Origin of the sequence: Streptantibioticus cattleyicolor NRRL 8057 = DSM 46488 (genome assembly GCF_000240165.1) — a bacterium.
GTDB classification, from domain to species: Bacteria; Actinomycetota; Actinomycetes; order Streptomycetales; family Streptomycetaceae; genus Streptantibioticus; species Streptantibioticus cattleyicolor.
This window is the reverse complement of record NC_017586.1, coordinates 5,229,999-5,245,819: the sequence shown is the minus strand read 5'-3', so window position 1 is coordinate 5,245,819 and position 15,821 is coordinate 5,229,999. Positions and strand designations below refer to the sequence as shown.

General features: G+C 72.2%; 12 protein-coding genes. 9 read left to right on the top strand and 3 right to left on the bottom strand.

The window, feature by feature from the left end; genetic code table 11:
- Positions 1–59: 59 nt before the first annotated feature.
- Positions 60–2,684 (bottom strand): MFS transporter, encoded by a 2,625-nt coding sequence (locus SCATT_RS22990; protein WP_014145568.1) that lies wholly within the window; start codon positions 2,682–2,684, stop codon positions 60–62.
- Positions 2,685–3,071: 387 nt separating this feature from the next.
- Positions 3,072–3,515, bottom strand: a complete 444-nt coding sequence (locus tag SCATT_RS22985; RefSeq protein WP_014145567.1) for an SRPBCC family protein — start codon at positions 3,513–3,515, stop codon at positions 3,072–3,074.
- Between the two features lie 233 nt (positions 3,516–3,748).
- On the opposite strand from SCATT_RS22985, the gene SCATT_RS22980 reads away from it, so the two are divergent.
- The 9 genes from SCATT_RS22980 (at position 3,749) to pssA (ending at position 14,380) form a co-directional block, all read left to right on the top strand.
- Positions 3,749–3,928 carry a hypothetical protein gene (locus SCATT_RS22980; protein WP_014145566.1) on the top strand — a complete coding sequence of 60 codons (180 nt, stop codon included), beginning with the start codon at positions 3,749–3,751 and terminating at the stop codon, positions 3,926–3,928.
- A gap of 513 nt (positions 3,929–4,441) precedes the next feature.
- Positions 4,442–6,256, top strand: coding sequence for a 3-hydroxyacyl-CoA dehydrogenase family protein (locus tag SCATT_RS22975; RefSeq protein ID WP_014628553.1), 1,815 nt, complete (start codon positions 4,442–4,444; stop codon positions 6,254–6,256).
- A 94-nt stretch (positions 6,257–6,350) separates the two neighbouring features.
- Complete coding sequence (locus tag SCATT_RS22970; protein WP_014628552.1) at positions 6,351–7,157, top strand: TetR family transcriptional regulator; 807 nt, start codon at positions 6,351–6,353, stop codon at positions 7,155–7,157.
- 447 nt (positions 7,158–7,604) lie between these two features.
- Positions 7,605–8,957: a crotonyl-CoA carboxylase/reductase gene (ccrA, locus tag SCATT_RS22965; protein WP_014145563.1), complete on the top strand. Its 1,353-nt coding sequence runs from the start codon at positions 7,605–7,607 to the stop codon at positions 8,955–8,957.
- Positions 8,957–10,954: a protein meaA gene (locus SCATT_RS22960; RefSeq protein ID WP_014145562.1), complete on the top strand. Its 1,998-nt coding sequence runs from the start codon at positions 8,957–8,959 to the stop codon at positions 10,952–10,954. The genes ccrA and SCATT_RS22960 overlap by 1 nt, the downstream gene beginning before the upstream one ends.
- A 6-nt stretch (positions 10,955–10,960) precedes the next feature.
- The gene (locus SCATT_RS22955; RefSeq protein WP_014145561.1) at positions 10,961–11,470 is read left to right on the top strand and encodes a MaoC family dehydratase; all 510 of its coding nucleotides are present in this window, start codon (positions 10,961–10,963) and stop codon (positions 11,468–11,470) included.
- The gene (locus SCATT_RS22950; RefSeq protein ID WP_014145560.1) at positions 11,471–12,682 is read left to right on the top strand and encodes an acyl-CoA dehydrogenase family protein; all 1,212 of its coding nucleotides are present in this window, start codon (positions 11,471–11,473) and stop codon (positions 12,680–12,682) included.
- A 167-nt stretch (positions 12,683–12,849) separates the two neighbouring features.
- Positions 12,850–13,497, top strand: coding sequence for a phosphatidylserine decarboxylase (locus SCATT_RS22945; protein ID WP_014145559.1), 648 nt, complete (start codon positions 12,850–12,852; stop codon positions 13,495–13,497).
- Positions 13,484–14,380: a CDP-diacylglycerol--serine O-phosphatidyltransferase gene (gene pssA, locus SCATT_RS22940; RefSeq protein WP_014145558.1), complete on the top strand. Its 897-nt coding sequence runs from the start codon at positions 13,484–13,486 to the stop codon at positions 14,378–14,380. Before SCATT_RS22945 ends, pssA begins: the two co-directional genes overlap by 14 nt.
- A gap of 78 nt (positions 14,381–14,458) precedes the next feature.
- Here pssA and SCATT_RS22935 read toward each other — a convergent pair whose 3' ends face one another.
- Positions 14,459–15,640, bottom strand: a complete 1,182-nt coding sequence (locus tag SCATT_RS22935) for a glycerate kinase (protein ID WP_014145557.1) — start codon at positions 15,638–15,640, stop codon at positions 14,459–14,461.
- Between the last annotated feature and the right edge of the window lie 181 nt (positions 15,641–15,821).

Genomic DNA, 15,821 nt, shown 5'->3' with positions numbered 1-15,821 from the left:
GGCCGCGGGTCGGCGCGGTGGGCCCGGCCGGACGGCGGGGGCCGGCCGGGGCGCGCGGTTCAGTCCTCGTGGCCGAGTTGCAGGTCCCGTTCGGTGCGTCCGCCGCCCGCCACCTGGAGGACGGTGGCCACCGGGGGGTAGCCGGAGGCGATCACGGTGTAGGAGCCGGCCGCGAGGTCGACGAAGCGGAAGACGCCGTCGGCCCCGGTGGTGACGGTGTCCACCACGTTGCCGGCCGCGTCCAGCAGCGTGACGCGGGCCTCCTCGACGGGACGGCCGCCGGAGGCGCGGACCACGCCGCGCAGCACGGCGCCGCCGGCCAGTTCGACGTCCTGCCGGGTCTCGCGGGCCGCCTGGACGGAGACCGGGAGGGCGGCCGGGCGGTAGGCGGGGGCGCTCGCCGCCAGGGTGTATTCGCCGGCCACCAGGTCGGTGAGGACGTAGCAGCCGTCCGGCCCGGTCCGGGTGGTGGCGACCACTTCGCCGCGGACGTCGGTGAGGGTGACCACGGCCTCCCGCACCGGGGTGCCGTCCGCGGTGAGGACGGCACCGGCGAGGCGTCCGGCGCCGCCGAGGACGATGTCGAGTTCCACCGGGCGTTCGCCGACCGTGACGGTGACCGCCTGGGGCTGGTGCCCGCCGGCGGCGGCGATCAGCACGAAGGAGCCGTTGCCCGGGGTGCTCAGCGCGTAGCGGCCGTCGTCGCCGGTGGCGCCCCGGCCGATCTGGCGGCCGGCGGAGTCGATGAGGGTGAGGGCGGCGCGGGCCACGATCGTGCCGTCGGAGTGCTGGACCGTGCCGCAGACGGGCACGCCCGCGCCGCCGTTCCGTGCCTCCGGGATGAGGGGCTGGGCTTGCATCAGCAGGGGTTTCTCCTTCAGGAGGAAGGCGGCCAGCAGGCCGACGACGACAACGGGCACGAGGTAGAGGAAGATGCGCGGCATCGCGGTGGCGTAGGCGTGCACGTACGCGGTGCGCAGCGCGGGCGGTATGGCGTGCACCAGCCGCGGGGTGAGGGAGTCCGGGTCGGGCGGCGGCGCGTCGGTGGCGGGCGGTCCGGCGGCGAGGCGGGCGGCGAGCCGGTGGGTGAAGAGGGCGCCGATGACGGCGGCGCCGACCGATCCGCCGATGTGCCGGAAGTAGTCGAGAGCCGAGGTGGCCGCGCCGAGGTCGACGGGGTCGACCGCGTTCTGCACGGCGAGCACCAGCACCGGCAGGGTGAGTCCGACGCCGAGGCCGAAGACGATCAGCCAGGCGCTGTAGACCGGGCGGGCGGTGCCGGTGCCGAACCCGGACAGCAGCCACAGCCCGGTCGCGGCGAGGGCGCAGCCGAGCACCGGGTGGACCTTGTAGCGTCCGGTGCGGCTGACGAGCAGGCCCGACGCGATCGAGGCGACCATCAGGCCGCCCTTCATCGGCAGCATCAGCAGCCCGGAGCCGGTGGCCGACGCCCCGTCGACCATCTGGAGAAAGCCCGGCAGGTAGCCGGCGGTGCCCCACAGCGCCACCCCGGTGACGGCGGCCACGATGGCCGAGACGACGAAGACGCCGTTCCGGAACAGCCGCGGTGGCATGAGCGGTTGGGCCGCGAACCGTTCGGCGACGAGGAAGAGCAGGAGCGAGCCGGCCGCCGCGGCGGCGAGAGCGATCACGATCCGGGAGTGCCACGGGTACCGGGTGCCGCCCCAACTGGTCAGCAGCACCACGCTGGTCGACGCCACGGACAGCAGCAGCGCGCCCGGCACGTCCGGCCGGGGGCGCGTGGTGGGGCGTGGCAGGCGCAGCACGGCGGTGACGACGGCGAAGGTGATCAGGCCGAGGGGGACGTCGAGGTAGAAGCACCAGCGCCAGGAGAGGTGGTCGGTGAGGACTCCGCCGAGCAGTGGTCCGGCGACCGCGGCCAGGCCGGCGTCGGCGTGGATCAGACCGAGGTAACGCCCGCGGCGGCGGGGCGGCAGGATGTCGGCCATGATCGCCTGCACGCCGACCACCAGTCCGCCGCCGCCGACGCCCTGGACGGCGCGGAAGGCGATCAGCTGGTCCATGGTGTGCGACCAGCCGGCCAGCGCGGATCCGGCCACGAAGGCGAGGATGGCGAACTGGAAGACGGGTTTGCGGCCGAACAGGTCACCGAGCCGGCCGTAGACCGGCAGCACGATCGTGGAGGCCAGCAGGTACGCGGTGAGCGCCCAGGACATCCGGCCGAGCCCGTGCAGATCGCCGACGATCTTGGGCAGGGCGGTCACCACGATGGTCTGTTCCAGCGCCGCGAGCAGCAGGGCGAGCATCAGCCCGGCGAAGACCAGGTGCACGCGTCGGTCGCTGAGCGGGGCGGCTGCCGTCCGCGGCCGGGTGTTCGCCGGGGTGTCGGGGGTGTGGTGGTCGGCGCGGTCGCCCGGGCGGTCCGGTCCGCCGCGGCCGTCCTCCTCGTCCGGCCCGTTCGCGCTCTCGCGGGGGGCGAGCAGGGGCGGGGCGGTGGGGTGTTCGAGGGCGGTGGGCGGGTCCGCGGGGTGCGCGGGTGTGGTGTCGGGCGCGGTGGCGCTTCGCGGGGGTGCCGCCGGGGTGGCCGGCGGCTCGACGAGGGCGCCGGGTCGCCGCGGGCCCGGTGCGGCCGTCGGCCGTGGCCGGTCCTCCGGCGATCCCCCGGCCGGCTCGGGCAGGCCGGCCAGTGCGGTTCCGCCCATGTGCTGCTGCTCCCCTCGCCGTCGTACGCGGGCCATTTCTCGCATTACGCGACAAGGATGAGCAACCGAGACGTTTCATCGTCCGGGGTGACAAAGGGCGTCCAACTCCCCGGTAAACCGGGGAACTTGGGGCTTCATCAGCGGCTTTCGCGGTGGGCGACGCACGCCGGGCGCACACCCGCCACCCGACGGAAACCACCCGAACCGGTGAACGTCGCGCGTCGGCCCCGGAAGCCGCCGCCCCCACCGAACCCTTCGCCCACCACCCGCGACGCCCCGCCCCCGGCGTCGGCCCCCGCCCCGCCTCCCCACGCCCGAGGGCACGCCCACCGAGCCCCCGGCGTCGGAACCGACCCGCACCGCGAGAGGTTCAACGGGCAGCGACGCTCACTTGGTCAGGCGCTCGGCCAGGTTGGCGAGGACGGCGTCGTGAATGCGGTTGAGGCCCTTGGGGGCGAAGAGGCGCTCGAAGAAGCCGCCGATGCCGCCGGCGCCGGTCCAGGTGGTGCGGACGGCGATCTTGGCCTTGCCCTCGCCGGCCGGGGTGACGGTCCAGGTGGTGACCATGGTGGAGTTGCGGTCGCGTTCGACGAGCTGGCCCGGGGTGGGTTCGCTCACCTCGAACAGGCAGTCGCGGATGCGCTTGCTGGTGGCCTGGAGCTTCCAGTGCACCAGGGTGCCGGCGCCCGCGCCGCCCTCCCGGACCTCGTACTCGCTGAACTGCTCCGGCAGCAGCTCCCGCCGGGCGTGGGCGTAATCGGCGAGAGTGCCGAACGCCGCCTCGGGGGTGGCCGCGACGATCCGCTCGGTGGTCGCCTCTACCTGCGCCATCTGTCCGTCCTCCGGTGTTCTCCTGGGTCAGGGGCTACGGGGTCCCGGAGCCGAGCCGGGACGACCCGCGGCAAGCCAACCACCGCGAGCGCGACCGCCCAAATCGGGGGTGACCGCCGGTCGGCGCCCCGCTCACCGGCGCCACCCGTCCCGCGCGCCCGGCCCCCTCGAACAAAAATCGCTCAAGTGTTCTATTTTGGAGCCGAGGGGGTACCGGCGACCAAGGAGCCATCATGCGCTGGGACAACCTGGAGATCGGCGGCACCGCGCCCGCCGCCCGCCGAGGGCAGACCGGGCCGGACGCCACACGCCCCGGCCCCCTCGCCCTCTTCGGCGGTCCCGCCCGCCGTACCGCGCCGCGGGCCCGTCCGGCGCAGGCCGGCCCGGGACCCGTCCAGCTCTCGTTGCCGTGACGGCGGGCCGCGCCGGGGCCGGGACCGGGACCGGATGACCGAAAACCAGGCGCTCATCTGAACGCGACGCAAATCACCTGCGCACGGCTCTGGCGGTCGCGGTTACCGCCGAGTACTCTCGGCCGCGGGTGCTCGTCCGCCGCCGACCGCGGTCGTACGGCACCCGGCGCACGGCGGCCTGGTGACGCAGCGGCCGTGCGCGACCGCCGGGCGGGAGCGTTCCGTCCGGCACCGCCGCAACGGCGCGGCACCAGGTACCACGGCATCGCAACGCCCGTGCGTCGCACGGGGGTTGGGACGGCCGCGACCACATCAGCCAAGTGGCATCCGTCGGTTCGGCATCGCGGTAGGCGGCCCCGGGACAGGGTCGCGACCACACCGGCGGGCACGTCCGTGCCCTCCGGTGCCCTGACGCAACTCCTCCGCCCACGGGCGTGTCCGCCGGGCGCGCCCGCGGCCACCCCTTCAGTCGTCACGCCCCGGTGTCCGGGGCACACCCCCTGGAGTTCCGCGATGGACCGTCCGTCCACCCCTTCTCCCCTCCCCTCCCCCGCCGTGCCGCGCACCGTGGCCGTGGTGGGGCTCGGCACCATGGGTTCCGGCATCGCCGAGGTGCTGGCCAGGGCCGGGCACGAGGTCGTCGGCATCGACGTGAGCGAACGGGCGGCCACCGCGGCCGTGGCCGCGCTCGAACGCTCCACCGGGCGGGCCGTGGAGCGCGGCCGGCTCGACCCCGCCGGGCGGGACGCCGTCCTGGCCCGGCTGCGCACCTACCGGGAGCTGTCCGCGGCGGCCGGCGCCGACCTGGTGATCGAGGTGGTGCCGGAGGACTACGAACTCAAGCGTGAGGTCTTCACCGCGCTCGACGAGATCGTGGACGCCCGCACGATTCTGGCCACCGGCACCAACGCCTTGTCGGTGACCCGGCTGGCCGCCGCCACCCACCATCCGGAGCGGGTGATCGGCCTGCACTTCTTCGCTCCGGCCCAGGCGATGAAGCTGGTCGAGGTGGTCTCCACGGTGCTCACCTCGCCGGAGGCCACCGCCTCGGTCACCGCGCTCGTGCGGGAGTTGGGCAAGGAGCCGGTGCCGGTGGGCGACCGCCCCGGTTTCATCGCGGACGGGCTGCTCTTCGGCTACCTCAACCAGGCGGCGGCGATGTACGAGTCGCGGTACGCCACCCGGGAGGACATCGACGCGGCGATGCGGCTCGGCTGCGGGCTGCCGATGGGCCCGTTGGCCCTGCTCGACCTGGTCGGCATCGACACCGCGCGCACCGTGCTGGAGGCGATGTACGCCGCCTCGCACGACCGGCTGCACGCCCCCGCGCCCATCCTCGGCCATCTGGCGGCGGCCGGGCTCACCGGGCGCAAGGCCGGCCGTGGCTTCTACACCTACCAGGCGCCGGGCAGCCAGGTCGTGGTGGCCGACGCCGAGACCCCGGCCCTGGGCACGGCGACGGACGGCGGCCGTGCGGTGCGCACCGTGGGCGTGGCCGGTTCGGGCACCATGGCCTGCGGCATCGCGGAGGTCTTCGCCAAGGCCGGGTACGAGGTGGTGCTGGCGGCACGCGGCGCGGCCAAGGCGGAGGCGGCGGTGGCCCGGATCGCCAAGTCGCTGGGGCGGGCGGCGGACAAGGGCCGGATCACCGCCGAGCAGCGGGACGCCGCGCTGGCCCGGATCACCCCGTCCGGCACGCTGGACGCCTTCGCCCCGGTGGACCTCGCGGTGGAGGCGATCGCCGAGGAGATCGGGGTGAAGAGGGAGCTGTTCGCCACGTTGGACAAGGTGTGCCGCCCCGGCGCGGTGCTGGCGACCACCACCTCGTCGCTGCCGGTGGTGGAGATCGCGGCGGCCACCACGCGCCCGCAGGACGTGATCGGGATGCACTTCTTCAACCCGGCGCCGGCCATGAAGCTGGTCGAGGTGGTGCGTACCGTGCTCACCGCGCCCGAGGTGCGGGCCACCGTGCACGAGGTGTGCCGGGTGATCGGCAAGCACCCGGTGGACTGCGGCGACCGGGCCGGTTTCATCGTCAACGCGCTGCTCTTCCCGTATCTGAACAACGCGGTGAAGATGGTGCAGGAGAACTACGCCACCGTCGAGGACATCGACACCGCGATGAAGCTCGGCGGCGGCTACCCGATGGGCCCGTTCGAACTCCTCGACGTGGTGGGGCTGGACGTCTCGCTGGCCATCGAGCAAGTGCTGCACCGCGAATTCCGCGACCCGGGGCTGGCTCCCGCCCCGCTGCTGGAGAACCTGGTCTCCGCGGGGTGCCTCGGCCGTAAGACCGGCCGGGGCTTCCGCGAATATGCCAGGGCCTGAGGAGCACCGGGGGTGGGCCGGGGTCTTCCCGGGGCTGTCACGGTCCCGGGTACGGGCCCCGGCCACGGGGGGTCCCGCCGCACGGGGCGGCGAAATGCAGTACGTTCCCACCATGTCCCAGCCGCGCAGCACCCCCCGTACCACCGCACAGCGGCACCGCGTGCGCCAGGAACTCGCGACCGCCGCGATGCGCCTTTTCAGTACAAAGGGGTACGAGGCGACCACGGTTGACGAGATCGCCGCCGCGGCGGGGGTGGCCCGGCGGACCTTCTTCCGCCATTTCCGCTCCAAGGAAGAGGCGATCTTCCCCGATCACGACGACACCCTGGTACGGGTGCAGGCCGTGCTGGACAGCGCGGACCCGGCCGAGCACCCGCTGGACACCGTGTGCCGCGGTATCACCGAGGTGCTGCGGATGTACGCGGAGTCGCCCGAGGTGTCGGTGGAGCGCTACAAGCTCACCCGTGAGGTGCCGGCGCTGCGGGAGCACGAGATCGCCTCGGTGGCCCGTTACGACCGGCTCTTCACCCGTTATCTGCTGGGCCATTTCGACGAGTCCGCGCACCGGGACGGGGACGACGACCCGCTGCTGGCCGAGGTGGCCGCCTCCGCCGTGGTGGCCGCCCACAACCACGTCCTGCGGCGCTGGCTGCGCGCCGACGGCAAGGGGGACGTGGAGGCCCAGCTCAACCACGCCTTCGACGTGATCCGGGAGACCTTCGGCACCGGGATGGGCATGGGCCGCGGCGTGCGCGAGGAGGCCGCGCGACGGGTCCCCGCGCCCTTCGCGCCCCCCGGCGCCAGCGACAGCGACAGCGAGGTGGTCGTCGCGGTGGCCCGCACCGACGCCTCGCCCGCCGAGCTGATGCGGGCCATCGAAAAGGTGCTCCGCGCCGGCTGACCCCGCCCTCCACGCCGGGTGACCCCGGCCCGGCCCGGCTGACCCCAACCCCTGCCCCGGCCAGGGCACTTACCGCTTTCCGTACGGCCGCATCCGCACCGGGTGCGGCCGTTTCGCGTGCCCCGGTCCGCCCGTTTCGCGGTGCTCGGGAACGCCCGTCACCGGCCGGTGTGACGAGTGACGCAAAATGTTGGCACGCAGTGACTTTACGAGTGACACCGCGTGCCATAACGTAATGGCTGTCCGGGCGGGCGGCCCCGACGTCAGCGCCGTGTGCCGCCGTGTCCCTCAAGCCCGGGCGTGCCTGCGTCACCAGGCTTTCCGCGCCACCGCGCGCCGTGCACCACCCGTGCGACCGCCACGGGCCGCAGTACCGCCGAACCGACGGCAACCCCATGACCCCAGCGTTCCCTCAAGCGTCTCGTGACGCTTCGCCGGAGGCCCCCAATGAAGGACATTCTCGACGCGATCACGGCGTCGACGGAATCAAACGGTTCGGTCGACAGCGCCGCCTTCGCCGCCCTGCCGCTGCCGGAGTCGTACCGCGCGGTCACCGTGCACAAGGACGAGACGGAGATGTTCGCCGGGTTGTCCACCCGCGACAAGGACCCGCGCAAGTCGCTCCACCTCGACGAGGTGCCGGTGCCCGAACTCGGCCCGGGCGAGGCCCTGGTGGCCGTCATGGCCAGCTCCGTCAACTACAACTCGGTGTGGACCTCGATCTTCGAGCCGGTGTCCACCTTCTCCTTCCTGGAGCGCTACGGCAGGCTGTCGGAGCTGACCAAGCGCCACGACCTGCCCTACCACGTCATCGGTTCCGATCTGGCCGGGGTGGTGCTGCGTACCGGTCCCGGGGTGAACGCCTGGAAACCCGGGGACGAGGTGGTGGCGCACTGTCTGTCGGTGGAGCTGGAGTCGGCCGACGGGCATGACGACACGATGCTCGACCCCGAGCAGCGGATCTGGGGGTTCGAGACCAACTTCGGCGGTCTGGCCGAGATCGCGCTGGTGAAGTCCAACCAGCTGATGCCCAAGCCGAAGCATCTGACCTGGGAGGAGGCCGCCGCCCCCGGCCTGGTCAACTCCACCGCCTACCGCCAGCTGGTCTCCCGCAACGGCGCCGCCATGAAGCAGGGCGACAACGTCCTGATCTGGGGCGCCAGCGGCGGCCTGGGCTCCTACGCCACCCAGTTCGCCCTGGCCGGCGGCGCCACCCCCATCTGCGTGGTCTCCTCCCCCGCCAAGGCCGACATCTGCCGCGCCATGGGCGCCGAAGCCGTCATCGACCGCACCGCCGAGGACTACCGTTTCTGGAAGGACGAACACACCCAGGACCCCAGGGAGTGGAAGCGCTTCGGCAAGCGCATCCGCGAACTGACCGGCGGCGAGGACGTCGACATCGTCTTCGAACACCCCGGCCGCGAGACCTTCGGCGCCTCGGTCTACGTCACCCGCAAGGGCGGCACCATCGTCACCTGCGCCTCCACCTCCGGCTACAACCACGAATACGACAACCGCTACCTGTGGATGTCCCTCAAGCGCATCATCGGCTCCCACTTCGCCAACTACCGCGAAGCCTGGGAAGCCAACCGCCTCATCGCCAAGGGCAAGATCCACCCCACCCTCTCCAGGACCTACCGCCTGGAAGACACCGGCCAGGCCGCCCACGACGTCCACCGCAACGTCCACCAGGGCAAGGTCGGCGTCCTGTGCCTCGCCCCCGAAGAAGGCATGGGCGTCCGCGACCACGAGACACGCGCCAAGCACATCGACGCCATCAACCGCTTCCGGAACCTGTGATGACGGTGCGTCAGAAGGATCGCCCGTGGCTGATGCGCACCTACGCGGGGCACTCCTCGGCCGAGGAGTCCAACGCGTTGTACCGGCGCAACCTGGCCAAGGGGCAGACCGGGCTCTCGGTGGCGTTCGACCTGCCGACGCAGACCGGCTACGACCCCGACCACGTCCTCGCCCGCGGCGAGGTCGGCCGGGTCGGGGTCCCGGTCTCGCACCTGGGTGATATGCGCACCCTGTTCCGGGGCATCCCGCTGGACCGGATGAACACCTCGATGACCATCAACGCCACCGCGATGTGGCTGCTCGCCCTCTACCAGGTGGTCGCCGAGGAACAGGGCGCCGACATCGCGGCGTTGCAGGGCACCACGCAGAACGACATCATCAAGGAGTACCTCTCCCGCGGCACCCATGTCTTCCCGCCCGGTCCGTCGCTGCGGCTGACCACCGACATGATCGCCTACACCGTCGAGCGGATCCCGAAGTGGAACCCGATCAACATCTGCAGCTACCACCTGCAGGAGGCCGGGGCGACGCCGGTGCAGGAGGTCGCCTACGCGCTGTGCACCGCGATCGCCGTGCTGGACGCGGTGCGGGACGGCGGCCAGGTGCCGCCGGAGCGCTTCGGCGACGTGGTGGGCCGGATCTCGTTCTTCGTCAACGCCGGGGTCCGGTTCGTCGAGGAGATGTGCAAGATGCGGGCGTTCGCCCGGCTGTGGGACACCATCACCCGTGAGCGGTACGGCGTCGAGGACCCCCGGCAGCGCCGCTTCCGCTACGGGGTGCAGGTCAACTCCCTCGGGCTGACCGAGGCGCAGCCGGAGAACAACGTCCAGCGCATCGTGCTGGAGATGCTGGCCGTCACCTTGGGCAAGGACGCCCGCGCGCGTGCCGTGCAGCTGCCCGCGTGGAACGAGGCGCTGGGTCTGCCGCGCCCCTGGGACCAGCAGTGGTCCCTGCGCATCCAGCAGGTGCTGGCGCACGAGAGCGACCTGCTGGAGTACGACGACCTCTTCCGCGGCAGCGAGGTGGTCGAGGCCAAGGTGACGGAGATCGCCGAGGCCGCCACCGCCGAGATCGGGCGCGTCCAGGAGATGGGCGGGGCGGTCGCCGCGGTGGAGTCGGGGTATCTGAAGTCGCAGCTGGTCGCCTCGCACGCGGCACGCCGGGCCCGGATCGAGTCCGGCGAGGAGAAGGTGGTCGGGGTCAACTGCTTCGAGGCCACCGAGCCCAACCCGCTCACCGCCGATCTGGACACCGCGGTGCAGAGCGTGGATCCGGCCACCGAGGCCCGGGTCGTCGAGGCGCTCCAGGGGTGGCGGCGGGAACGGGACGAGCCGCGTGCCAAGACCGCGTTGGAGGCGCTGAAGGCGGCGGCGGCCACCGACGCCAACCTGATGGAGCCCACCGTGGAGTGCGCCCGGGCCGGGGTGACCACCGGGGAGTGGGCGTTCGCGCTGCGCGAGGTGTTCGGCGAGTACCGGGCGCCGACCGGGGTGGGCGGGGCGCCGGTGGCGGTGCCGGCCGAGGCGGCGGGGCCGCTGGCCGAGGTGCGGGCGAAGGTGGCCCGCACCGCCGAACGCCTGGGCGTCGGCAAGCTGCGGCTGCTGGTCGGCAAGCCGGGGCTGGACGGCCACTCCAACGGCGCCGAGCAGATCGCGGTGCGGGCCAGGGACGCCGGCTTCGAGGTGGTCTACCAGGGCATCCGGCTCACCCCGGAGCAGATCGTGGCGGCGGCGGTGGCCGAGGACGTGCACTGCGTGGGGCTGTCGATCCTGTCCGGGTCCCATCTGGAGCTGGTCCCCGAGGTGCTGCGGCGGCTGCGGGCGGCCGAGATGGGTGACATACCGGTGATCGTCGGTGGCATCATCCCGAGCGCGGACGCCCGGGCACTGCTGGACGCCGGGGTCGCCGCCGTCTTCACCCCGAAGGACTTCGGGATCACCGAGATGATCGGCCGCATCGTGGACGAGATCGGCCGCGCGAACAGGTTGGAGGTCTGAGTCGCCATGCAGTTCGGGCGCACTTACGAGGAGTTCACCGTCGGTGACGTCTACCGGCACTGGCCGGGCAAGACGGTCACGGAGTACGACGACCACCTCTTCTGTCTGCTCACCATGAACCACCACCCGCTCCATATGGACGCCAACTACGCGGAGCACACGACCGACTTCGGGCGCAACGTGGTGGTGGGCAACTACGTCTACTCGCTGCTGCTCGGCATGTCGGTGCCGGACGTGTCCGGCAAGGCCATCGCCAACCTGGAGATCGAGTCGCTGCGGCACGTGGCGCCGACGTTCCACGGGGACACGATCTACGGCGAGACCACGGTGCTGGACAAGTGGGAGTCGCGGTCGAAGAACGACCGCGGCATCGTCTACGTGGAGACCAAGGGGTACAAGCAGGACGGGACGCTGGTGTGCGTCTTCCGCCGCAAGGTGATGGTGCCCACCGCGACGTACGTCAAGGACCGCGGCGGCGAGCAGCCCGGCCGCCCGGAGCTTCAGGAGAACGAGTAGATGAGCCGCCTGCAGCAGACCGAGGGTCTGACCGAGGTCCAGCAAGAGATCCTGTCCACGGTGCGGGACTTCGTGGACAAGGAGATCCTGCCGGTCGCGGGCGGGCTGGAACACCGCGACGAGTACCCCACGCGGATCGTCGAGGGCCTGAAGGAACTGGGCGTCTTCGGGCTGATGATCCCCGAGGAGTACGGCGGCCTCGGGGAATCCCTGCTCACCTACGCGCTGTGCGTGGAGGAGATCGCCCGTGGCTGGATGAGCGTCTCGGGCATCATCAATACGCATTTCATCGTGGCGTACATGCTCAAGCAGCACGGTACCGACGAGCAGAAGGCGTATTTCCTGCCGAAGATGGCGACCGGTGACATCCGGGGCGCCTTCTCGATGTCGGAGCCGGGGCTCGGCTCGGACGTGTCGGCGATCCGCACCAAGGGTGTGCGGGACGGTGACGGCTACCTGCTCAACGGCCAGAAGATGTGGCTGACCAACGGCGGGTCGGCCAACCTGGTGGCGGTGTTGTGCCGTACCGACGAGGGCCACCCCGAGGGCACCGCGCCGCACAAGTCGATGACGACCTTCCTCATCGAGAAGGAGCCCGGCTTCGGGCCCAACCCCAAGGTGCCGGGGCTCACCGTGCCGGGGAAGATCGACAAGATGGGGTACAAGGGCGTCGACACCACCGAGTTGGTCCTGGAGGACGTGCGCGTCCCGGCCGACCGGGTGCTGGGCGGGGCCACCGGGCGCGGCTTCTACCAGATGATGGACGGCGTCGAGGTGGGCCGGGTCAACGTGGCCGCCCGGGGCTGCGGGGTGGCCCGGCGCGCCTTCGAGCTGGGGATCGCCTACGCCCAGCAGCGGCACACCTTCGGCAAGGCGATCGCCGGCCACCAGGCGATCCAGTTCAAGCTCGCCGAGATGGCCACCAAGGTGGAGGCGGCCCACCAGATGATGATCAACGCTGCCCGGAAGAAGGATTCCGGGCAGCGCAACGACCTGGAAGCGGGGATGGCCAAGTACCTGGCCGCGGAGTTCTGTAAGGAGGTGGTGGAGGACTCGTTCCGCATCCACGGCGGTTACGGCTTCTCCAAGGAGTACGAGATCGAGCGGCTGTACCGGGAGGCACCGATGCTGCTGATCGGTGAAGGCACCGCCGAGATTCAGAAAATGATCATCGGCAGGCGTTTGCTGGAGGAGTACCGAATCCAGGGATAAATGTCCACCCATGGGTGATTTATCCGCGAAGAAGATCACATCCAGCCATCGGTCTTCGGCCATCGACTCGCCCTTGAGCTTGCCGAGTTGCTGGCCGCAACCGATACCATCGGGAATGCCGCCGTCCCCATTTTTCCTTGCGGCACCCTCCGCTACGAAGGTCATCCATGCCCCACAGCCCATCCTCTGCACAACGCGGCCGGGTACGCCTCGCGCGTGGAGCGTCGCCGTGGCTCCTCCCGACCGTCGCCGCCGCAGCGGTCAGTCTGTCCCGCGCCCGGCGCTCCGGGCGCTGGGCGGCTGCGGCCGTCCCGACCACCGCCCTCGCGGCGAGCATGCTGTGGTTCTTCCGCGACCCGGAGCGTGAGATCGCTCACGGTCGCGTTCTGTCCCCCGCCGACGGCGTGGTACAGAGCATCATGCCGTGGAAGGACGGACGCACCCGCGTCGCCATCTTCATGAGCCCGCTGAACGTCCATGTCAACCGCGCCCCGCTGGCCGGCACGGTGACCTCCGTCGAACATCTGCCCGGCGGGTTCGTTCCGGCGTTCAACAAGGAGAGCGAGCACAACGAGCGGGTCGTCTGGCACTTCGACACCGAGCTCGGCGACATAGAGGTGGTGCAGATCGCGGGCGCGGTGGCGCGGCGGATCGTGCCGTACATCGCCAGTGGCACCAAGATCGCGCAGGGTGAGCGGATCGGGCTGATCCGGTTCGGCTCGCGGGTCGACGTCTACCTGCCGGAGGGGATCGAGGCCGCCGTCGAGGTGGGCCAGGCCACACAGGCTGGGGTGACTCGCCTTGACCGTGATTGATCCCGACTCCCCCTACCCGGTGGGGGCTCCCCCGGCCGGTTCCTGGGTCCCGGAGATCGACGAGGACGACGACGGGGACATGCCGCTGTCGACCCGGCTGTCGATAGCGGACACGCTCACGCTCGGCAACGCCACCTGCGGGTTCATGGCGGTGTACTTCACCACCACCGACATCCTCGTCCCGCACCTGATGGGCAACAGCGACGGCGGGATGGCCCGGCACAGCGCCGCCACCGCCGTGATGCTGATGCTGCTCGCCTCGGTCTTCGACCTGTTCGACGGCCTGGTGGCGCGCAAGCTGCGCAGCTCGGCGATGGGGGCGGAGCTGGACAACCTCTCCGACCTGATCAGCTTCGGGCTCGCCCCGGCCTACTTCGTGATCGTGTGGGGCATGGTCGCCGACGACGGCCATCAGCACGTGTCGGCGGTGGCCGCGATCGTGGTGGTGCTCGCGGTGGTGCTACGGCTGGCGAGATTCTCCTGCACCACGGTGCGGGACGGCATCTTCCAGGGCATGCCCTCGCCGATGGGGGCGCTCACCGTGGTCTCCGCGGTCCTGCTCCAGCTGCCGTTCCTGCCGACCCTGGCGATCATCGTCGGGGTGGCGTGGATGATGGTCAGCCGGGTGGAGTACCCCAAGCCGCGGGGGCGGCTCGCGGTGGCCACGCTGTTGTGGATCTTCATCTCGATGGGGTGCCTGGCGGCCTGGGCGGCCGGCTCCCCCGGTGCCCAGCTGCTCCTCCAGGCCGGTGCCGCGCTCCAGGTGGTCATGGCCGCGGTCATTCCGCTCTTCGCCACCTGCCGCCGGGTCAACGCCATCCGCGGCAACCGCCGGGAGGCGCGGGCGGCGGCCGAGCACGTCCCCGAGGTCGAGGTCCCCTGAGACGCCGAGCGCGCCGGATTACGACGGCGGGCGGGGCGGAGCGTTCGGCTCCGCCCCGCCCGCCGTTTCGCGTCCCGGTCAGCCGGCCAGGAAGTCCCGCGCGATGCGTTCCGCCGTGCGGGAGAGCAGGGGGGCGGCCTCGGCGATGCAGCGGACGGGGTCGGGTTCGAGGTCGGTGAGGGGGTAGGCGCGCGAGATCCCGGCGGCGGTGAGCGCGGCCGGGGGCAGGGCGAGCCGGCCGCAGACGGCGACGACGTCGACCCCGCGGGCCCGGGCGGCCTGGGCGACCCCGGCGGGGGCCTTGCCGTGCAGGGTCTGCTCGTCCAGCGAGCCCTCGCCGGTGATCACGAAGTCGGCGCGGGCGAGCGCGTCGGCGAACCCCAGCAGCTCGAACATCACCTCCACCCCGGGGCGGAAGACGGCGCCCAGCCCGACCATGGCGCCGTACCCGATGCCCCCGGCCGCACCGGCGCCGGGCGACTCGGCGGCCTCGGCGGCGGCCGGGCCGAGGGCGGCGCCGAGCACGTGGACGTAACTACCGAGGGCGACGTCGAGCGTCGCCACGTCGGCCGGGGTGGCGCCCTTCTGCGGGCCGTAGACCGCGGGGGCGCCCTTGGGTCCGCGCAGCGGGTTGTCGACGTCGCTGGCGAGGACGACGGTGGTCTCGGCGAGCCGCGGGTCGAGCCCGCCGAAGTCGGCCGTGGCGAGGGCGGCCAGCGCGGCGCCGCCGGGGGCCACCGGGTCGCCGCCGGCGTCCAACAGCCGGGCGCCGAGTGCGGTGAGCATCCCCGCCCCGCCGTCGGTGGTGGCGCTGCCGCCGACCCCCAGCACGATGGTGCGCGCCCCGGCGTCCAGCACCGCCCGCAGCAGCTCACCGGTGCCGTAGGTGCTCGCGGTCAGCGGTGCGAAGACGCCTTGGGGCAGCAGCCGCAGCCCGGACGCCTCGGCCATCTCCACCACCGCGGTCCGCCCGCGCAGCGCGTACCCGGCGGTGACCGGTTCGCCCAGCGGGCCGGTCACCCGGGCGGTACGGCGCTGGAAGCCGGCGGCGACCGCCGCGTCCACCGTTCCGTCCCCGCCGTCGGCCACCGGCAGCGACTCCACCCGCAGCCCGGGCACGACGCGACGCAGCCCGGCCGCCACGTGGTCGGCCACCTCCACGGCGGTGAGCGACCCCTTGAACTTGTCGGCCGCGATCAGCACGTCAGCGGGCCGCCGGGCCGGGGCGTCCGCCGGGACCCGCTCGCGATTTACTGCCATCTTGCACTCCCCATGGACGTGTCGCGCCGATCGGACCCTATCCGCCCGGGGCCCCGCTGCCCATGGCGGTCACCGTGCGGTCACGCCGTGCGACCGTCGCCCGAGGGGTGCGGGGCGACGAACCACCGCATTGCGGACGGAGGTTGCCCGGCCGGCCCGGGCGCGGCCGAAAACCCGTCGT